This window comes from Gordonia hongkongensis (assembly GCF_023078355.1).
Classification (GTDB): domain Bacteria; phylum Actinomycetota; class Actinomycetes; order Mycobacteriales; family Mycobacteriaceae; genus Gordonia; species Gordonia hongkongensis.
Window position 1 is genome coordinate 989508 of the sequence record NZ_CP095552.1, and the last position, 20328, is coordinate 1009835.

Genomic DNA, 20328 nt, shown 5'->3' on the forward strand with positions numbered 1-20328 from the left:
GAATCGAGATGGCACGGATGACTCGCACCGGGCGGCCCACCGGTCCGATCGCGTGAAAATATGTGCCGAGCCGTGTCGTGGGATAGGTTCTCTTCGGGGCGCTAAGGGTCGGGACGGGGGTCACTCGAAGGGTGGCGAATGCACGTGTCCTGGAAAACCCGCGGCGAGTCGCGTTGTCGACGTAGCCGTGGGCCGGCGTTGTTGCTGGTGGGCCTGCTGTTGGCCGGCATCGCCTCGATCGGGGCGCCGTCGACACCGGCCGCGCAGGCGGCGCCGGGGGATCCGCCTGCGCCGCTGAACCTTCGCGATCTCGGTTCGTCGCCGACCATCGCGTTCCCGGGACAGCAGGGCGAGGTGAGTCTGTCCCTCGCGGTACCGCCGGATCTCGCCCCCACCGAATTGCGCGGCGTCACGCAGTATCCCGCTTTCGTCACCGGCGGCAACATCGACGTCCTGCAGGAAGGCCGGCTGATCTCGCGGACGCCGATCAATCCGGCTGTGAATTCGCCGATCTCGCTGTCGCTACGCGGCGTGCGGGTCGAACGCAACGCCGCCGACATCGTCCTGCGGACCTATCTGCGCACGGCCGGATCGTGTCTGTTCGACCCCGATTCGGGGTTGCGCATCCAGAACGCGACCGTCACATACGGTGGCCGGGAAGCCGCGCCGAACAGCGTCGCAGAGTTCCTGCCGCCGGTCCTGCGCAAGCTGACCATCTTCGTCCCCGACGACGTGCGGCCCGCCGAGGGCGCTGCGGCCGTGTCGCTCGCGACCGCCGTGATCGCGAATTACGGTGCGGCGACAGTGGAGATCGAGACGGACTCGCTGCCGCGCGGCGATGCCGCACCTGACGAGGAGATCGAACCGCTCGAGCGGCAGATCGTCATCAACTCGGCCCTGCCCGACGGACTCAGCCTGGGGCCGGGTGCAGGCTGGCCGGTGTTGCGGATCGGCGGCAGCGAGGACGACCTGGAGACCCAGGTCGAGTTCCTCACCTCTGATCTCTCGTCGATCGCCGTCAGCTCCGCGGCCGTGGCCGGACCGCCTTTTGCCGCACCGCAACTCGCGCCGGAGGTCACCACGCTCGCCGAACTGGGCGTGGGGGACCAGCGCGTCTCGGCGACCGGCTGGCCGACCATCTCGTTCGGGGTCGACCAGACGCGCCTGGGACGGCCGTCTCAGAACGTGCGAATCCAGCTGAAGGGCACCTACACCCCGATGGGCGGCCAGATCGCGGTGTCGGTCGGGGACCGGGTCATCGCCTCCTGGCCCGCCGACTCCTCCGGCAGCTACAACTCCTGGGTCGACATCCCCGCCGATCTGCTGACGCGTTTCACCGAGGTCACCGTCACCTACAACCACGGCGACGTCGGCGAGCAGTGTGGCGCGGGAGTGCGCAGTTCGCTGAGCCTGGACTCGTCCGGGGAGGTGCGATCCGAGGTCGCCGACCCGCCGACACCATCCGGGTTCGCATCGTTGCCGCAGGCGTTGATGCCGCGGAACTCGTTGGCCTGGACCCGCGGTGACGTCGCCGACGTCGCCCGCGCGGTGGCGTTGATGTCGGGCCTGCAGCGACTGTCGGCGGTGCGTCTCGGAGTCGACGTCGTACCGCTCGACGACGCCATGTCGGCCTCGGCCCCCGCGGTCGTCATCGCCGCGGACGGCCAGGGATTGCCCGAGCTGTCGCTGCCGGTGACCGCCGACGGCGGCACGGTCTCGGTGCTCAATCCGGACGGCCGGCGCGCCGAGGTGCAGCTGTCGCCGACCGTGCGTTTCGGTTCGCTGCAGGTTGCCCGTGGTGCCGGCCGGTCGGTGCTGGTCGCGACCTCGACGAACGCCGCCGCCGATCTCGACGCCCTGCTCGACTGGCTGGCCGCCGATCCCGATCGCTGGCCGTCGCTGAACGGCGACGCCTTGTTGCAGGTGTCCGGCCAGGAGCCGGTGCCCGTGGTCGATGACGATGTGCAGCAGCCGGAGTCGTCGACCGGCGACACCTCCTGGGTGGCGTTCGCGGTCGTCGGGGTCGGCATCGTCGTGGTGGCGGCCGTCGCCGCGACCCTCATCCTGCGCCGTCGACGCCAACGGACCGCCGAGAGCTGACCGGCGTGCCCGAGGCTCCCGCGACGACCACGGCGCAGAACCCGGAACCGTCGACCCCGGATTCGGGGTCGGCCGGCACGACGAGTGCGGTCGCCACGCTCGTCGGCGTCGTCACGCGCCGCAAGCCCGAGACGCCGCACCCCGCATTCGTCGATCACCCGGAGTGGCTGGTGGCGGCCCGGTGGCTGTTCCTGATCGGGTGCACGGCCCTGGGGTTCTGGAACACCATCGTCGCGATCGTCGACGAGTTGATGGCGCAGACGCTCATCCTCTACGTCCCGGTGCTGGTCGTCCTCGCGCTGATCGCCGTCATCGGGGTGTCGTGGCGCACCGTCGACGAACTGCCGATCTACGACCGGCAGACCGACGTCATCGTCGGCATCGTGGTGCTGATCCTCGCGCTGGCGATGAAGTATCTGGTCAACCCGCGCTATGCGCGCGCGTACCTCACCACCCACATGGATCTGCTCGCCCTGTGGTTGTTCGTCTTCGGCGCGGCGGTTCTGCTCTTCGGGCTGCGTCCGGTCGCCCGCTACCGGTGGGTGTGGCTGCTGTTGGTGCTCATCTTCCCGCCGCCGGTCCGCGCCGTCGTGCTGATCATGGGTGGGACGTCGCTCGCCGCCGGTTTCGTGGTGGTGCTGATGGCCGTCGCCGCGACCGCGATCGCGGTGGGTCGGACGTGGCGGCGAAAATTGGTCGCGGCGTTGCTGGCCGGTGCGGTGGGCCTGGTCGCGCTGTTCGTGCTCGACGCGCTCGGCGCGCCCCGGAACATCGTCGTGCCCTATCCGGGCCTGATCGCGGCCCTCGCGACGTCGGCCTACATGCTGGTCGACTATCGGCGGCGCGGCGGCCGGCAGTGGTCGCCGCCCGAGGCCGGCCGGATCAGTCCGCCGAAAGTCCCGTTCGTGGGCCGGCCGGGTCTGGTGGTGCTGCTCGTGGCGGTCCTGCTGGCGCTGTGCCCCACCCCGCCGGTGGGTAGCAACTACCAGAGCAATCGCTATCCGCAGCTCGGTATCGGTGAGCCGCTCGTGGTCCCGGTCGGCTGGCGGCAGGAGTCCCTGGGTGTCTACGGGTGGGTGTCACGCCTCTACGGGCCGGGGTCCGTGCTGATCCGCCAGGTCCTGGTGCAGACCCGCGGCAATCGCGCCTACGACAAGTTCGCGCGTCCCCGGCGGGTGGTCGTCGACAGCGTCGACAGCAGGCGGCCACTCGTCCTCGACGTCTACCCGGACATCTTCCGCTACGACCTGTCCAGCGAACGCACGAGCCTTCCGATCGAGGTGGACCTGTCGAACGGGGTCCGGGGTCGGGTGTGGAGTGTCGTCGACGACGAGCGCTACCTCACCTACACGGTGTTGTCCTGGCGATGGAACAACGGCAACCGGACCCAGCAGGTCATGCTGTGGGCAGTCGACAACCACGAGCCCGAGGCCTACTTCCCGGAGCCGCGGATCACCATCCTCGCGAACATGAACTCGCTGATGACGATCCTGCTGCGGGGCAACTCGGTCCTGCTGGACACCGACCCGCAACTCAAGGACGAGGCCCTGCTCATCGGCTTGGCCGGGGAGCTCATCCGGGCCCAGCTCGGGGCCGCTCGGGGGCCGGTGCATGAGCATCGACGAGGCCGGCCCCGGGCACGCCGCAGCCGCCGACAAGCCGGGGGTCGCGCGCAGCACCAGACCGACGCGTCCGGTGGCCGAACTGCTCGCCGACCCGGGCTACCGGGCGCAGGCCCTCGAAGACGCCGTGAACCGTCTCCGCAACGCCGACGAGGACATGTCGGCCTCGGTGGCCTTCAGCCGGATTCAGAAGATCATCGGGTTCACGCTGCTCGGCATCATCGCCGTCGCGATGGTGATCGAACCGGTCGGGACCTGCGCGACCCTGGTCTCGATCGCCACGATCGGATACGTGGTGACCCTCGCCGACCGCCTGGTGATCTTCCGGCGGGGACTGGTCAACGGTGCCATCCGCGTCTCCGACGAGGACGCCCGGTCCATCCCCGACGACGAGTTGCCCGCCTACACCGTGTTCGTCCCGGCCTACGGCGAGCCGGAGGTGGTGGGTCAACTGGTGGCCGCGATGGAGACGATCGAGTACCCACGGGACAAGCTCCAAGTCCTGCTGCTGTTGGAAGAGGACGACGAGCCGACGATCGAGGCGGCGCGCGGGGTGGAGGAGAACGGGATCGTCACGGTCGTCCTGACACCCCCGGCGCAGCCGCGGACCAAACCGAAGGCCTGCAACTACGGCATGCACTTCGCCACCGGCGACATCGTCACCATCTTCGACGCCGAGGACAAACCCGACCCGCTGCAGCTCCGTCGGGCGGTGTACGTGCTGAACAACTCCGGCGACGACTCGGTGGTCTGCGTGCAGGGCAAGCTCAGCTTCCACAACGTGCGCGACAACATGCTGACCGAGTGGTTCACGGCCGACTACGGCATCTGGTTCGGCTTCCTGCTGCCGGGCATGATGGTCAGCCGCGCGCCGATCCCGTTGGGCGGCACGTCGAATCACTTCCGGCGTGACGTGCTCGACACGATCGGCGCCTGGGACCCCTACAACGTGACCGAGGACGCCGACCTCGGGGTCCGCATCGCCGACCACGGATACCGCACCCTGGTGCTCGACTCGGTCACGATGGAGGAAGCCAATGTCGATGCCATCAACTGGGTCCGTCAGCGTTCCCGTTGGTACAAGGGCTACATGCAGACGTGGCTCGTCCACATGCGGCACCCGGTCAAGCTCTGGCACATCCTCGGGCCCGTCGCGTTCGTGCGCTTCACGCTGCTGATCGCCGGGACCCCGGTGATCGCCTGCCTGAACATGGTGTTCTGGCTGATCCTGGCGCTGTGGATCGGCGGACAGCCGCCGGTCGTCGCCGAACTGTTCCCCGGACCCATCTACTACCTGTCGCTGATCTCGCTGCTGCTGGGCAACGGGGCGGCGCTGTACATGAACCTCATCGCGATCCGCGAGGACGATCGCAGCGAACTGCTCGTCTCGGCGCTCTTGATCCCGCTGTACTGGCTGATGATGAGTGTCGCCGCCATCAAGGGCATGTGGCAGATCCTGGTCAATCCGTCCTACTGGGAGAAGACCTTTCACGGTCTGTCCACGAGCAGTTCACCGGACACCGATCCCGACGGGCAGGAGACGACGTGACCCGCCGTGTCCCGGCCTCGGTGCTGATCTTCCTCGCGACGTGGATCCCGTACCTCGTCATCGGGGTCTACCTCGTCAGCGAGGTGCAGCTGTTCTTCGGCGACGCGCTGTCGAGGGTGCAGTCGGCACAGAGCGTGCTGTTCAGTCGGACACCGCATCTCGCGGCGATCGGATTCATCTTCACCCCGCTGACCGCCATCGTCCAGCTGCCGCTGACCGCGCTCACCCCGTGGTTCCCGGAGATGACGACGCAGGCGCTCTCGGCGGTGATCATGTCGTCGGCGTTCATGGCCGGATCGGTGGTGCAGGCGTCGGGGATCGCGCGCGACCAGGGCCTGCGTCCGCTCGTGGCGGGTACTTTCACGATCTTCTACGCGATCAATCCGATGATCGTCCTCTATGCCGCGAACGGGATGAGCGAGGCGCCGTACCTCTTCTTCTTGGCTTGGGCCACCCGTCGTCTGATCCGATGGGTCACCTCAGATGACGTCCACGAGCTCGTCGTGGCCGGTATCGCCCTCGGGTTGTCGTACCTGACCCGCTACGACGGCGGTGCCGCCGCATTGGCCGCGGCCTTCGTGGTCGGATGGGTGACCTACACACGTCACGACCGCCGAAAACGGTTGTCGCGCACGCTTCTCGACATCACCCTGGTGGTGGCGCCCAGCGCCCTGGCTTTTCTCGCCTGGGCAGCGGCGGGCTGGCTCATCACCGGCGACGCGTTCGCGCAGTTCACCTCTGAGTACGGCAATGCCGCGATCATCGCGCAGTCCGGTGGTAGCGGATCGGCCACCACCGGCGACGCGGTCGAGTTCTCGCTGACCGAGATGTTCATCCTCGCACCGCTGCTGCCGATACTCATCCTCGGCGTCATCGGGGTCCGTGCCCGACGTCGTCGGCTTGCGGCGATGTTGCCCGCACTGCTGATCGTGGCCGTGCTGGCGTTTCAGGTCTTCGGTTACTCACGCGGTTCCACGTTCGGCTTTCTTCGGTTCTACATGACCGTGGTCCTGCTCGCCGCGATCATCGCCCTGTTGTCCGTGCCCCTGCGGCAGCAGGTTCCGATGCGTCGCGAGGGCAGACATTCGGACATTCTGCCGCCCCGTCCCTATGCCTCGCGTTGGAGTAACAAGATCGCCGCGACGATCGTGATCGTCGTGGTCGCCACCGCGATCCCGGTCACCGCAGCCGGGATGACGTCACCCAAGTACGCGCCGCAGGAGTTCGCGCTCGGATCGGTCGTCGATCCGCGCCCGGACTCGGTGGACCAGAAGTACCTCGGCGAGCAGCGCATCGTGCGGTCGTTCTCCACCGAGCGGGCGCTGGCGCAGTATCTCGACGGTCTGGACCTGCCCGACGGCGCGGTGTTGTGCGACACCGTGTACGGCTTCGCGGTGGTGGTCCAGTCCGAGCGGCCGCGCCAGTTCGTCATCCCGTCGGATCGCGACTTCGCGCAGTTGCTCAACGACCCGGTCGGCGGCGGCGTGCGCTACTTCCTCACCGTCCCACCGGAAGGTCGGGGACTCTCCGACGCGGTCAACCAGCGGTATCCGACCATCTACGAGAACGGCGCCCAGATCGGGGTTCTCGTCCTCGAGGCGCGCAACCAGGGCGCCGATCTTCCGGACTGGCGGCTGTATCAGCTGGTGTGAGCCCGAGCGGATCGTCGCACGCGTTCAGGAGACGTACTCGCGCACCACATTCCAGGCCGGGTCATGCAACCCGATGTCGTACGTGCACTGCGCGCCGCGCGGGTCCGGGACGAAGGACCTCAGCAGCGCGCCGGCGACCCCGGCGTCGCGGTGGCGCGCGATGATGGTCTCGAACTGTTCGGCCCGGTTCGCGATCGAGCCACATGAGCCGGCGTGTATCCCGATCTCGTTGACCACGAGCGGTTTTCCGAGCTCGCGAGCCTGCGCCAGTCGTGCGCGCAGATTGCTGCCCGCGGGCCCCGATTCGGGATCGACATCGGAGCGGTAGTCGTGGAAGTCGAGCACGTCGACGCCGGCCGAGCCCAGGACCTCGGCATAACCCGCGCCTGCGAGGCCGCACTGGTCGCCGCCCACCACTCCCGAGAAGATCGGCCGGTCGGCGTCGTAGGCCCGGAGATGGGCGCCGGCGCGGTCGAAGAACGCGCGCAACACGGCCGTGGCATCGTCGGGACACGTTCGCGCGTCCCAGTCGCACGAGGCCGGACCGCATTTGCTCGCCTCGGGCTCCCCGACGAGTTCCCAGCCGGCGATCGACGGCTCGTCGTGCCAGCGGGTCACCGCGATCTCGACCCACTCCGCGTACGTCAGCCCGCCGACGATCTCCTGGCTCTGCCAACCGTCGACGTAGAAGTCGCGTTCCTTGAACCGCTCGTCCTCACAGTCGCCCGAGCCTCCGGTGAGGACCGGCAGGACCATCTGGTGATGCCGGGCCGCGGCCTGGAAGACCCGGTCGATCGGCCCGAAATCGATGAGCCCGCTGCGCTTGTCGACGGCGAACACCGAGTACAGGTTGAATCGGGTCAGCCCGCGGGGCGGGAGTCTGTCGAAGTACTCGTCGGCGTTGACCTGGGCGCCGCAGCCGCGGTTCACCGACCAGTCGGTGCTGAGCTGATACGCGTTGAACCCCGCTGGCCACCAGGGTTTTCCGTCGAGCACCAGGCCGGTGGGAGTGGTCGAGGCCCGATGCGACTGGGTGGTCTGGGGAGGTCCCGGATCGGGGGTGCGCGCACACCCCGCGAGGCACAGCACGACGACGGCGATCGCGGTGACGAACAACCCGACCGCCCGCTTGTGCGTGCGCCGGCGGACCACAAGGTGCAGGCTACCCGTCACCTAGGGTGTCGGTATGTCGACGGGGTTGCGCAGGGCGGGTGCGGGAGTGACAGACGGAGGGCGGAGGCGGTGGCGCGCCGCAGCAGGCGCGCTGGCCGTCGCCGCGGTCCTGTCCGCATGCGGGACAGACGCGGTCGACCCCGCAGCACCGGGCCCGAGCACGGCCGGCTCGAGCACGACGAGCCCGTCACCCACCCCGTATTCATCGGGTCCGTACTCGCCCACCGAGAGCGCGCCGACGATCGTCTACCGCCCGCCGTACATCGAGCGGACCGAGTGGACCGACACCGCGGTCGGTCCGAGCCTCTCGGTGTTCCCCACGAATTCCGGGCGCTACACCACCGACCCCGGCGCGATGGCCGCCGCGTGGGCGGAGGTCGTCGCTCTCGACCCCACCGCCGACACCCCCGGGATGCAGGCCCAGTTCGATTGCCACTGGCGGTTCGCCCGCATCGTCGAACCCGAGAAGCCCACCTGGAACCTCGAACCCGGCCGGCCGGTCGTCGCCGAGGAGGACATGGTCGGCGCAGGCTGCAACCCGGCTTCGCCGAGGAATGAAAGGTACTGCGGTGCGAGCGAGGCGGCCCGGCAGTGGTTGTGTTCTGTCGGATCAGCGCGTGCGATGCACGCGGCGGTTGCCGATGATCCGGCACACGACGTAGATCGCGAACGAGATGATCGTGACGAAGACCGACACGGGCAGCTTGGGAGCGAGCGACATCAGCAGCCCGCCGACCGCCGCGACCTCGGCGAACACGACCGACAACACCAGCGTGCGCGTCGGATTCGACGTGACGCGGGCGGCGGCGGCGCCCGGGGTGATCATCAGCGACATCACCAGCAGCGCGCCGATGATCTGCACGCCCTGCGCGGCCGCCAGGCCCATGATGATCGCGAACACCACCGACAGGGTCCGGATGGGTACCCCCCGCGCCTGCGCGACGCGGGGATCGGTGGAGGCGAACAGCAGTGGCCGGTAGATGACGGCCAGCACGACGACGACGATGCCCGTGGTGATGGCGATCGCGACCAGGCCGTTGATGCCCACGCTCACGACCTGACCGGTCAGCAACGCGAAGCCGGTCCCGATCCGGCCGTACAGGGCCAGGAACAGGACGCCGATGCCGAGGCCGAACGCCATCACGACGCCGATCACCGAGTCGCGCTCCCGCGCCTTGTTGCCGAGGAAACCGAAGACCGCCGCGGCGATGACCGCGCCGATGACGCCGCCGAGGTTCACGCTGAACCCGATCAGCAGGGCCGCCGCGGCACCGGTCACCGACAGTTCGCTGGCGCCGTGCACCGCGAAGGACATCTGCCGGGCGACGATGAGCGGGCCCAGCAGGCCGCCCAGGAGACCGAGCAGCACCATCGCGAGCAGTGCCTGCTGCATGAAGTCGTAACCCAGCAGGTCGATGGTGGTGGAGAAATCCCAGAGGTCGCTCAACGAGCGGTCGACGGAGAGGTGGGTGACGCTCACGCCGGACCGCCTCGCCTCGCGACACCCGGTTCGCTGTCGGCGGCGCAGTGGTGGGCGTCCTCGCCGCCGATCACGACCAGGCGGCCGTTGACGCGCAACACCTCGACGTCACTGCCGTACAGCTCGCTCAGCGTCTCCGTCGTCATCACCTCATGCGGCTCGCCGATGCGGAACCGGCCGTCGACGAGGTACAGGACGCGGTCGACAAAGGGCAGGATCGGGTTGATCTCGTGGGTCACGAACACGACGGCCGTCCCGGCGTCCCGGCGCCGGCGATCGATGAGGTCCACGACCACCTGCTGGTTGGTCGGATCGAGACTGGCGAGCGGCTCGTCGCAGAGCAGCAGCGCGGGATCGCTCACCACCGCCTGGGCGACGCGTAGCCGTTGCTGCTCGCCGCCGGACAGGACGCCCAGCGGGGCGTCGGCGTACGGCAGGGCGTCCACCGAACCGAGCGCGGTGTCGACGAGTGCGCGGCGTCGTGCCCGGCCCCGGAGTCCGACACCCCAGCGGCCGCCGTCGACACCGAACCCGACGAGGTCCCGGCCGCGGATGGCCATCGGGTCGGCGTCGTCCTCGGCGTGCTGCTGGGGGATGTAGCCCACCGCGTCGGTGGTGGTCACGGTGCCGCGGTCGAGCGCGTACTGGTGCAACAGAACCCGCAGGAACGACGTCTTGCCGGAGCCGTTGGGCCCCAGGACCGCGACGAACTCACCCGGTTCGATCGTCAGGTCGAGGTCGTCCCAGAGAACCCGGTCGCCGAACGCTAGCCGGGCGCCGGTGAAGTCCACGACCGGCCTGCCCTTGCCTACCCCGGTCGAGTCGCCTGCCCCGGTCAATTGGAGCCGGAACCCAGCGCCGCGGTCAGGGCGTCGATCTGGGCGCCCTGCCACACGACGTAGTCGGTGACGCCGTCGGGCAGGGTCTCGGTGAACTCCACGACCGGGACGCCCGCGGAGCGCGCGACGTCGAGCATGGCCTGTGTCACCGGGTCCACGGCCTGGGTGTTGTAGATCAGCACCTTCGTCCGACGGTCGGCCAGGATGTCCTGCAGTGCCGCACGGTCGGCGGCCGCGGGTGACTGGCCCTCCTCGACGGCCTGGGTGAAACCGGCCGGCGCGATGTCGACGAGCCCGGCCTCGGTCAGCATGTAGCCCGCGAGCGGCTCGGTCTGGGCGACCTCGGTGTCGGCGTGCTGTTCCCGGATGGTGGTGAGCTTCGAGCGCAGACCGTCGATGCCGGTGGTGAAGGTCTCGGCGTTGGCGCGGTAGGACTCCGCGTTGTCCGGGTCCTTCTCGGCCAGCGCGTCGGCGACCTTGTCGGCCACCTGGGCGACGACGGGGAGGTCGTAGAAGACGTGCTCGTTCTGGTCGCCGTGCGCGTGGTCGTGGGCCCCGTCGGAGTGATCACCGTCGGAGTGATCGCCGGACGCGTGCTCGTCGCCGTGATCGCCACCGGCCTCGTCGGCATGCTCGTCGCTCCCGAGCAGGGCGTAGGCGTCGACCGCCGTCGCGTCCGAGTTGGCCGCCGCCTCCTCCATGTAGGAGTCGTAGTGGCCGCCGTTGAAGACGAGGATGTCGGCATCGGCGATCGTCGCGGTGTCCGCTGCCGAGGGCTCGAACTCGTGCGGATCACCGTCGGCGTTGGTGTACAGCGCGGTCACCTCGGCGTTGTCGCCGGCGACCGCGGCCGCCACCGCACCCCAGACGTTCGTGGACGCGACCACGGTCGGGGGGCCGTCGGTCCCGCCGGAGTCGCTGGAGCAGGCGGACAACACCAGGGCGGCGGCGGACAGCACACCGGCTGTGGCCAGCAGGGATTTCTTCATCGACAACCTTCACGCAAATGACAATCGTTACCGAAAGCAGTCTAGGTGATCGCGGCGACGGGCGTGCAGGGTGTCCGCAGGCCGGGGGACTCCTCGCCCGACACGGCGTTTCTCTATGGTGGAGACCATGACCTCGAGCCCGTCCCCGCGGCGTGTCGCGCTGATCTCCGTGCACACCTCGCCGCTGGCGCAACCGGGCACCGGCGACGCCGGCGGGATGAACGTCTACGTCTGGCAGACCGCGACGCGGCTGGCCCGTCGGGGAGTCGAGGTCGAGATCTTCACCCGCGCGACGTCGTCGGCCGACCCGGCGTCGGTCGCCGCAGCGCCGGGGGTGACGGTGCGCAACGTCGTCGCCGGCCCGTTCGAGGGCCTCGACAAGCGCGAACTGCCCGCCCAGCTGTGTGCGTTCACGGCCGGGGTCCTGCGGGCCGAGGCCGCGCAGGCGCCCGGTCACTACGACGTCATCCACTCGCACTACTGGCTCTCCGGCCAGGTGGGGTGGCTCGCCCGCGACCGGTGGGGTGTCCCCCTGGTGCACACCGCGCACACCCTGGCCGCGGTCAAGAACGCATCGCTGGCCGAGGGCGACACCGCCGAGCCGCAGCTACGGGTCATCGGGGAGCAGCAGGTGGTCGGGGAGGCCGATCGCCTGGTCGCGAACACCCAGACCGAGGCGACCGAATTGCTCTCGATGTACGGTGCCGCCGCCGACCGTATCGACGTGGTGACCCCTGGTGCCGATCTCGACTGTTACACACCGGGTTCCGCCGCGGCCGCCCGCGCGGAGCTCGGCCTGGACCCCGACGAGATGATCGTGACGTTCGTCGGGCGCATCCAACCGCTGAAGGCCCCGGACCTCCTCGTCGACGCGGTCGCGCCGCTCATCGGTGAGTCCGCCGCGACCGGGCGGAAGCTGCGGGTGCTCATCGTCGGCGGGCCGTCGGGGTCGGGGCTGCAACGGCCCACCGCGCTGATGGATCAGGTCGCCGAACTCGGGATCGCCGATTCGGTCACCTTCCTGCCGCCCCAGCCGTCGAACCGTCTGGTGCAGGTCTACCGGGCATCGGATGTGGTTGCCGTGCCCAGTCATTCGGAGAGTTTCGGACTGGTCGCGATCGAGGCGCAGGCCTGCGGGACGCCCGTCATCGCCGCGAATGTGGGTGGCCTCGGGGTGGCGGTCGACGACGGCCGGACCGGAGTGCTGGTCAACGGGCATCGGGTCGGGGACTGGACGAATGCGCTGGAAAAGCTTCTCGCGCAACCCGATCGACTCGTCGAGCTCGGACAGCACGCCCGCGCCCACGCCGAGCAGTTCTCCTGGGAACACACGGTCGATCAGCTTCTCGAGAGTTACGGCCGGGCGATGCGGTCGTTCGCCGCGCACCAGCGCCCGGCGTCGCCCGAGGTGTCCGCTACGGCCGCGGCCTCGGCGCGCCTCCGACGCCGCTGGCGTCGTCGGCGCAACCGGGTCACCGTCTGACGCTGCGCCGAAATCGCCCGCTGCGCAAGGGGTTCCCGATATCACCGACGAGAGGATGCCGTGAGTCGCAACGAGGTCGTCGACCTGCTGGAGAAGACGCTGGGCGAGAACGAGATCGCCTTCGCACGCAAGAGCGGCGGCGGGGCCGACGTCGATCACGTGGTCGTCGAGCTGCCCGGCGAACGCAAACTGAAGACCACCGTGCTGCTGACGGCGAGCGAGCACGGCGTCCGGGTGGAGGCCTTCGTGTGCCGCCGGCCCGACGAGAACCACGCCGGCGTGTACAAGTACCTGCTGAAGCGCAACCGCCGGCTGTACGGCGTCGCCTACACCATCGACAACACCGGTGACATCTACCTCGTCGGCCGGATCTCCGCCGACGGGTTGAGTTCCGGCGAGGTCGACCGGATCCTGGGGCAGGTCCTCGAGGCCGCGGACGGGGATTTCAACACCCTGCTCGAACTCGGGTTCCTGACCTCGATCCAGCGGGAGTGGGCGTGGCGGGTGTCCCGCGGCGAATCGCTGCGCAACCTGCTCGCCTTCGAGCACCTCATCGACAAGGAGTCCCTGCCGGAGGCGGGGAAGCCGCTCGAAGGCCGCTACGTACCGGGTGAGTCGGTCGTCGACGGTGCGCAGAGCGTCACCGAGGATCCGTCGACCGCCGAATCGGACGAATCGTAGACTCTCTCGAGAGAGGTCCACGTCACATCGTATCAACGTGCGTTGATACGATGTGGTCGAGAAATTCCCCAATGGAGGTGTCATGAGCTTCACGAGTCCGTTCCCCGACGTCGAGATCCCGGACGTGAGTGTGTTCGAGTTCCTGTTCGGCGCGGTGGCCGAGGAGGACCTCGCCCGTACCGCGCTGGTGGACCCGAAGTCGGGGGCGACGACCACCTATGCGCAGCTGATCTCGCAGATCGAGGCGGCGGCGGGCGCGTTGGCGTCGCGGGGGATCGGCGTGGGCGACGTGGTGGGCATCCTGTCGCCCAACATCCCGGCGTTCGCGACGGTGTTCCACGGGATTCTGCGGGCCGGCGGCACCGCGACGACGATCAACGCACTCTTCACCGGGCCCGAGATCGCCAAGCAGCTGCGGGATTCCGGCGCCAAGATGCTGGTGACCATCTCGCCGATGCTGGAGCAGGCCAAGGCCGCCGCCGACGAGGTCGGGCTGGCGGATGCCGACCTGATCGTCCTCGACGGCGAGGGCCAGGACGCCTCCGGCCACCCGAATGCGGCGGACCTCCTGGGCGCCGGACTGGCCGCACCGGAGGTGTCGTTCGATCCGGCCACGCACGTCGCGGTCCTGCCGTATTCCTCCGGTACCACCGGGAATCCGAAGGGCGTCGCGCTCTCGCATCGCAACCTGGTCGCCAATGTCGCGCAGATCCGACCGTTGCAGGGCATGGGCGCCGACGACGTGGTGATCGCGGTGCTGCCCTTCTTCCACATCTACGGGATGACGGTGCTGCTGAACGCGGCGCTGTACAACCGGGCGTCGCTGGTCGTGATGCCGCGGTTCGACCTCGTCGAGTTCCTCGAGAACATCCAGAACCACAAGGTCACCATGGCCTACATCGCACCGCCGGTGGCCGTGGCGCTGGCCAAGCACCCGATCATCGACAACTACGACCTGTCCTCGCTGCACACGATGATGTCGGGCGCGGCGCCGCTGGACGACGAGCTGGGCCAGGCCGTCGCCAAACGTCTCGACCTGCACATGCTGCAGGGCTACGGCATGAGTGAGCTGTCGCCGGTGAGTCACATCATCCCGGCCGACACACCCGGCCTGCTGGGTCAGCAGGACCCCCCGCTGTCCTCGACCGGGTGGGCGGTGCCGAACTCCGAGAACAAGATCGTCGACCCCGCATCGGGGGCGGAGATCGAGCTGCCGAGCGAGGGACTGTCCGAGCCGGGCGAGCTGTGGGTCAAGGGGCCGAACGTGATGCTGGGCTACCTCAACAACGATCAGGCGACCGCCGACACCATCGACGCCGACGGCTACCTGCACACCGGCGACATGGCGCAGGTCGATCCGACCGGCTGCGTCTACATCGTCGACCGGCTCAAGGAGCTCATCAAGTACAAGGGCTACCAGGTGCCGCCCGCCGAGCTCGAGGCGCTGCTGCTCACCAACGACAAGATCGCCGACGCCGCGGTCATCGGCGTGATCGAGGCGGAGTCGGGCGAGGAGATCCCCAAGGCCTTCGTCGTGCGCCAGCCCGATGCGGAGATCACCGCCGACGAGGTCATCGAGTTCGTGGCGTCGAAGGTGGCCCCGCACAAGAAGGTCCGGGCCGTCGAGTTCATCGAGACGATCCCCAAGTCGGCCTCGGGCAAGATCCTGCGCAAGGACCTCCGCAAGTAGTCTCTGCGGCATCCGTATGACGTTGTGCCCGGAAACCGGGCACAACGTCATACGGATTTTTGTGCGTCACGGGATCTCGTGGGGCGGGATGTCGTCGTAGGAGGCCGCTTCGGCGCCGGTTCGCTTCTGATGCCAGTAGGTGAACGCCCACAGCACGACGCCGAGCAGGAGTAGCCAGGCCGCGATCACGTACTGCTGGTTGTCGGCGCGGGCAAACGGGAGGGTGAGCGCCCCGGAGGTCACGGCGCCGAGCACCGCAACCGGCGTATAGGTGCGGAAGTGGTTGTGTCCCACGTGATCCTTGCGCAGCACCAGGACGGAGACGTTGACGACGGTGAACACCGCGAGCAGCAGCAGTGCGGTGGTGCCGCCGAGCAGTCCGACGATGGAACCCTTCGGGTCGGCGCTGACGTAGACCAGTAGGCACAGCGCGATGACGGTGGTGAACACGATCGCGGCGAACGGGGTACGGCGTCCGGGATGGACGTAGGCCAGGAACTTGGGCAGGACCCCCTGCTTGGCCATGCCGTACAGCAGCCGGCTGGCCATCATCATGTTGATCAGGGCCGTGTTGGCCACCGCGAACATCGAGATCCACGGCAACAGCTCGGTCATCGGGAAGTCCGGGGCGGCGGTCTGCACGACGTCGACGAGCGGCGTCTCGCTCTCGGCGAGCACCCCCACGGGCACGATCGCGACCGCGAGGATCGCGATGAGCACGTACACCACCGCGGTGATCCCCAGACCACTGAGCATGACCTTGGGGAAGATCCTGGTCGGTTCCTTGCACTCCTCGGCCATGTTGACCGAATCCTCGAAGCCGACCAGTGCGAAGAACGCCAGCGCCGTCGCCGCCGACACCGCGATGAGGATGTTCCTCTCCTCCGGCGATTCGAAAACCACCACCGCATCCCAGTGATCGGCGTTGCCACCGAACACGAAGAACAAGGCGATGAAGATGACCAGCAGGAGACCCGTCAGCTCGACAAGGGTCAGGACCACGTTGGTGCCCACACCTTCGGCGACGCCGCGGAAGTTGATGAACATGACCAGCAGCAGGAAGCCGATCGCGATGAACAGCAGAGCGGGGTGCGTCGCATCCGGGGACTCGCCGCCGTTGATGCCGGTCAGCATGTTCACCGCGAACGCGCGCGACGCGGTGGTCGCCGAGGTGATACCCGAGCACATGACGGTGAACAGCACGATGAACGTGATGAAGTGGACCCCGAAAGCCTTGTGTACGTACAGCGCAGCGCCGGCGGCCTGGGGATACTTCGTCACCAGTTCCAGATAGGAGAACGCCGTCAGCGTCGCCACCGCGAACGCGATCAGGAACGGCAGCCACGCCGCGCCGCCGACCTCGCCGGCGACCTGGCCGGTGAGTGCGTAGACGCCGGTGCCCAGGATGTCGCCGATGATAAAGAGCAACAACAGCTTCCAGCCCAACACGCGTTTGAGCTCGGGCTGCTTCTCCGCATTCTGGCCGGTCGCGCCGGCGTCTGTACTGGCTGTCATGCGCTAACGCTAGACCCGCCCATGGCCGTTCGCGCGGCGAATCGACCGGTTCATTACCATTTCGTCGTCGCCAGGTGCGCGCCGGGGTCCGGCCGGGGGTTCCGGCGCCGGTGAGGAGAGGGTGCGCACCGACTGTGGAAAACTATCGGCCATGAGCAACGGCACCCTGATCCTGATGCGGCACGGCGAGAGCGAATGGAATGCGTCCAACCAGTTCACCGGCTGGGTCGATGTGGCGCTCACCGACAAGGGCAGGGCCGAGGCCGAACGCGGGGGCGAGCTCCTCGTCGAGCACGACCTGCTGCCCGACGTCGTCTACACGTCGCTGCTGCGCCGCGCGATCACGACCGCGCACATCGCCCTCGACCGGGCCGACCGGCTCTGGATCCCGGTGATCCGCGACTGGCGCCTCAACGAGCGCCACTACGGCGCGCTGCAGGGCCTGAACAAGGCCGAGACCAAGGAGAAGTTCGGCGACGAGCAGTTCATGCTGTGGCGTCGCAGTTACGACACCCCGCCGCCGGCGATCGAACCCGATGCCGAATACAGCCAGGTGGGCGACGCGCGGTACGCCGATCTCCCCGAGGTGCCGCTGACCGAGTGCCTCAAGGACGTCGTCGAGCGGTTCATCCCGTACTACCTCGAGACGATCGTCGCCGACGTCCGGGCGGGGAAGAACGTGCTGCTCGCGGCACACGGCAACTCGCTGCGCGCGCTCGTCAAGCACCTCGACGGCATCTCCGACGACGACATCGCCGGACTGAACATCCCCACCGGCAACCCGCTTCGTTACGACCTCGACGACGACCTGAAACCGCTCAACCCGGGTGGTACCTACCTCGACCCCGAGGCGGCCGCCGCGGGTGCCGCCGCGGTGGCGGCCCAAGGGCAGAAGTAGTCGGCGGGGTCCGTTCGGACATCCAGACGTGACACGTTTCGCCATGGCGTCGACGGTGTGGCGCGCGCTACATTAGACGGCATGGCGGACATGGGCACCCTGCGAATCGAGCACTCACCTGCCCAGGAGCGGTACGAGGCGATCCTCGTCGCCGATTCCCAGGGCGACGACGAGATCGTCGGTTATCTCGACTACGTCTCCGAGCCCTACCAGGTGGTCATCACGCACACCGTTATCCGCGAGCAGTTCAGTGGTCACGGGTACGCGGGCCAATTGGTCCAGGCGGTCCTCGAGGACATCCGGCGCGGCGGCAAGCAGGTCGTGCCGGTCTGCTCGTACGTGCAGCGCTTCATCGAACGTCACCCCGAGTTCGCGGACATGGCGGTTCCGGTTCCGCAATGACCGGTCCGGACACGGCCGCCCCGGTACCGGGGAAGCGCGCCGCCGCGTCGGCAAGGACTCCGGCCAACTCCGCGTGAACAACTGTCGAACACCTTTGTCAGATGTGCGTTCGGTGTTGGTCGAGCCGTAAGCTGCCCCTGTGACCGCCGCAATCTTCGCCGCGACGATCGCGTTCGTACTCGCGCTCTGCCTCGGTGTCGTGATCGGTCGACGCACCCGGGACCGGGACCGGTCCCGAGGGTTCGCGTTCCTCGATCGCATCCCGCGTCGTTCCGCATCCACCGCCGCCGAATTCGTTCCCGAGGCGACCCTCGGTCCCCGTGAGGTGCCGGCCTCGGCCGAGGTCCGTGACTCCGACGTGCAGGCGACCACCGACGACGGCCGCATGACCAAGGCCGGTCTGTTGAGCATGGTCGTGCGTAACACCGAGACCGCCATCGCCGTGGTCGACGAGTTCCGCGACGTCGTGCTGTACAACCAGCGGGCCGTCGAACTCGGGCTCGTACGCGAGATGCTGCTGGCCGACCCGGTGTGGGAGGCCGTGAAGGAAGTGCTCGACACCGGCGTCGAACGGCGCTTCGAGTTCAGCCCGCCGATGTCGAGTCTCGGTTTCGTCTCTACCGGCCGGACGCCCCGGCCCAGTGTCGAGCACGTGCGCTGTCACGCGCGGATCGTCGCGCAGGACGAGGAACGCTATGTCGTCGCGTACGGACTCGACGACACCGAACACAAACGCGTGGAGGCCACCCGGCGCGACTTCGTCGCCAACGTCTCGCACGAGCTCAAGACCCCCGTCGGCGCGATCGGGCTGCTCGCCGAGGCGTTGCTCGAGTCGGCCGACGACACCGATTCGGTGCAGCACTTCGGTCGCCGCGTCGTCGGCGAGACCAAGCGCATGGGCAACATGGTGAGCGAGCTGCTGGCGTTGTCCCGACTCCAGGACGGCGTCACACCGGAGTTCACCTGCATCGATGTCGACTCGCTCATCGACGACGCGCTGACCGCGGCGACGCTCGCCGCCGAGGCGGCGGCCATCGAACTGCGCGCCGACGGTCCGATCGGCGTCATCATCCGCGGCGACCGTCCGCTGCTGCTCACCGCACTGAACAACCTCATCTCGAACGCCATCTCGTACTCGGCGTCGGACACCGTGGTGTCGATCAGCCGCCGCGTGATCAAGATCGACGGGCGGCCGATGGTCGCCATCGCGGTGACCGACCGGGGGATCGGGATCGAGCCGGAGGATCAACAGCGGGTCTTCGAGCGGTTCTTCCGGGTCGACAAGGCCCGGTCCCGGATGACCGGCGGCACGGGACTCGGACTGGCCATCGTCAAGCACGTGGCCGCCAATCACGGCGGGACCATCAACCTGTGGAGCAAACCCGGCACCGGCTCGACCTTCACGCTGTGCATCCCGGAGGACCTGTCCGACGCCGGCTGGCCGCCGGCCGCCCAGCAGGCGCTGTCGGATCCCGATGCGCCGCCCCGCGCACTTCCCTCCGCGGAGGGTGACGACCCATCTGCCCGACCCACCGAAGGAAACAAGAGTTGACCCACGTTCTGATCGTCGAGGACGAGGAATCGCTGGCGGATCCGCTGGCCTTCCTGCTGCGCAAAGAGGGCTTCGAGGCCAGCGTCATCACCGATGGCGCGCAGGCGTTGCCGACCTTCGATCGCGTCAGTCCCGACATCGTGCTCCTCGACCTCATGCTGCCCGGGATGTCCGGAACCGAGATCTGCAAGGCCCTGCGCACCCGGTCGAACGTCCCGGTGATCATGGTGACCGCGCGCGACAGTGAGATCGACAAGGTCGTCGGCCTCGAACTCGGCGCGGACGACTATGTGACGAAGCCGTATTCGGCGCGCGAGCTGATCGCCCGCATCCGCGCGGTGCTGCGGCGCGGCGGGGAGGTACCCGACGACGGTCTGGAGATCGGGATCCTGGAGGCCGGGCCGGTCCGGATGGACGTCGAGCGACACACCGTGTCGGTCAACGGAACGTCGATCACGCTGCCGCTCAAGGAGTTCGACCTCCTCGAGTATCTGCTGCGCAACTCCGGCCGCGTCCTGACCCGGGGTCAGCTCATCGACCGGGTGTGGGGCGTCGACTACGTCGGCGACACCAAGACGCTCGACGTGCACGTCAAGCGACTGCGCTCGAAGATCGAGCCCGACCCGGCGAATCCGAAGCACCTCATCACCGTCCGCGGCCTCGGGTACAAGCTCGAGGCGTGAGCCGGCCGGGCCGCGGCGCC

General features: G+C 68.4%; 16 protein-coding genes and 1 pseudogene. 11 read left to right on the forward strand and 6 right to left on the reverse strand.

The annotated features are described in order from the left end of the window. Positions 1-138: 138 nt before the first annotated feature. Positions 139-2100: an LPXTG cell wall anchor domain-containing protein gene (locus MVF96_RS04555; protein WP_247451401.1), complete on the forward strand. Its 1962-nt coding sequence runs from the start codon at positions 139-141 to the stop codon at positions 2098-2100. 532 nt (positions 2101-2632) lie between these two features. Here the strand turns inward: MVF96_RS04555 and MVF96_RS24535 are convergent. Beyond that, a complete protein-coding gene (locus MVF96_RS24535) occupies positions 2633-2872 on the reverse strand; it encodes a hypothetical protein (protein WP_336286025.1) in 240 nt (79 codons plus the stop codon). 839 nt (positions 2873-3711) lie between these two features. On the opposite strand from MVF96_RS24535, the gene MVF96_RS04565 reads away from it, so the two are divergent. Then, complete coding sequence (locus MVF96_RS04565; protein WP_247451403.1) at positions 3712-5271, forward strand: glycosyltransferase; 1560 nt, start codon at positions 3712-3714, stop codon at positions 5269-5271. Then, complete coding sequence (locus tag MVF96_RS04570) at positions 5268-6923, forward strand: glycosyltransferase family protein (RefSeq protein WP_247451406.1); 1656 nt, start codon at positions 5268-5270, stop codon at positions 6921-6923. The genes MVF96_RS04565 and MVF96_RS04570 overlap by 4 nt, the downstream gene beginning before the upstream one ends. Positions 6924-6947: 24 nt before the next feature. On the opposite strand, the gene MVF96_RS04575 is transcribed toward MVF96_RS04570, so the two are convergent. Next, positions 6948-8096 carry a beta-mannosidase gene (locus MVF96_RS04575; protein ID WP_247451408.1) on the reverse strand — a complete coding sequence of 383 codons (1149 nt, stop codon included), beginning with the start codon at positions 8094-8096 and terminating at the stop codon, positions 6948-6950. Positions 8097-8109: 13 nt separating this feature from the next. Here MVF96_RS04575 and MVF96_RS04580 point away from each other — a divergent pair. Next, positions 8110-8577 (forward strand): annotated as a pseudogene (locus MVF96_RS04580) (DUF2599 domain-containing protein); the annotation flags it as partial. Positions 8578-8706: 129 nt separating this feature from the next. Here MVF96_RS04580 and MVF96_RS04585 read toward each other — a convergent pair. From MVF96_RS04585 to MVF96_RS04595, 3 genes are read right to left on the reverse strand one after another with little or no spacing between them, the layout of a single operon-like run. Next, positions 8707-9576, reverse strand: a complete 870-nt coding sequence (locus tag MVF96_RS04585) for a metal ABC transporter permease (RefSeq protein WP_058252624.1) — start codon at positions 9574-9576, stop codon at positions 8707-8709. Then, the gene (locus MVF96_RS04590) at positions 9573-10415 is read right to left on the reverse strand and encodes a metal ABC transporter ATP-binding protein (protein ID WP_065629190.1); all 843 of its coding nucleotides are present in this window, start codon (positions 10413-10415) and stop codon (positions 9573-9575) included. Before MVF96_RS04590 ends, MVF96_RS04585 begins: the two co-directional genes overlap by 4 nt. After that, the gene (locus tag MVF96_RS04595) at positions 10412-11404 is read right to left on the reverse strand and encodes a metal ABC transporter solute-binding protein, Zn/Mn family (RefSeq protein ID WP_247451410.1); all 993 of its coding nucleotides are present in this window, start codon (positions 11402-11404) and stop codon (positions 10412-10414) included. The genes MVF96_RS04590 and MVF96_RS04595 overlap by 4 nt, the downstream gene beginning before the upstream one ends. Positions 11405-11531: 127 nt before the next feature. On the opposite strand from MVF96_RS04595, the gene mshA reads away from it, so the two are divergent. The 3 genes from mshA to MVF96_RS04610 all read left to right on the forward strand — a co-directional run bounded on the left by mshA (position 11532) and on the right by MVF96_RS04610 (position 15258). Beyond that, complete coding sequence (mshA, locus tag MVF96_RS04600) at positions 11532-12887, forward strand: D-inositol-3-phosphate glycosyltransferase (RefSeq protein WP_247451412.1); 1356 nt, start codon at positions 11532-11534, stop codon at positions 12885-12887. A gap of 60 nt (positions 12888-12947) precedes the next feature. Continuing rightward, positions 12948-13568, forward strand: a complete 621-nt coding sequence (locus MVF96_RS04605; protein WP_065629192.1) for a type III secretion system chaperone family protein — start codon at positions 12948-12950, stop codon at positions 13566-13568. An 82-nt stretch (positions 13569-13650) separates the two neighbouring features. Next, entirely contained in the window at positions 13651-15258 is a 1608-nt protein-coding gene (locus MVF96_RS04610) for a 4-coumarate--CoA ligase family protein (RefSeq protein WP_065629304.1), read from the forward strand. Positions 15259-15324: 66 nt separating this feature from the next. On the opposite strand, the gene MVF96_RS04615 is transcribed toward MVF96_RS04610, so the two are convergent. Further along, on the reverse strand, positions 15325-16773 hold the full coding sequence (locus tag MVF96_RS04615) for an APC family permease (protein WP_078113001.1): 1449 nt from the start codon (positions 16771-16773) through the stop codon (positions 15325-15327). Between the two features lie 151 nt (positions 16774-16924). Here MVF96_RS04615 and MVF96_RS04620 point away from each other — a divergent pair, with 151 nt between their 5' ends. From MVF96_RS04620 to MVF96_RS04635, 4 genes are all read left to right on the forward strand, one after another. Further along, positions 16925-17671: a phosphoglyceromutase gene (locus MVF96_RS04620; RefSeq protein ID WP_058252630.1), complete on the forward strand. Its 747-nt coding sequence runs from the start codon at positions 16925-16927 to the stop codon at positions 17669-17671. A gap of 81 nt (positions 17672-17752) precedes the next feature. Beyond that, positions 17753-18073: a GNAT family N-acetyltransferase gene (locus MVF96_RS04625; RefSeq protein ID WP_058252631.1), complete on the forward strand. Its 321-nt coding sequence runs from the start codon at positions 17753-17755 to the stop codon at positions 18071-18073. A 139-nt stretch (positions 18074-18212) separates the two neighbouring features. Beyond that, positions 18213-19625 carry a sensor histidine kinase gene (locus MVF96_RS04630; protein WP_247451414.1) on the forward strand — a complete coding sequence of 471 codons (1413 nt, stop codon included), beginning with the start codon at positions 18213-18215 and terminating at the stop codon, positions 19623-19625. After that, positions 19622-20308 (forward strand): response regulator transcription factor, encoded by a 687-nt coding sequence (locus tag MVF96_RS04635; RefSeq protein ID WP_058252633.1) that lies wholly within the window; start codon positions 19622-19624, stop codon positions 20306-20308. Before MVF96_RS04630 ends, MVF96_RS04635 begins: the two co-directional genes overlap by 4 nt. The last annotated feature ends 20 nt before the right edge of the window (positions 20309-20328 follow it).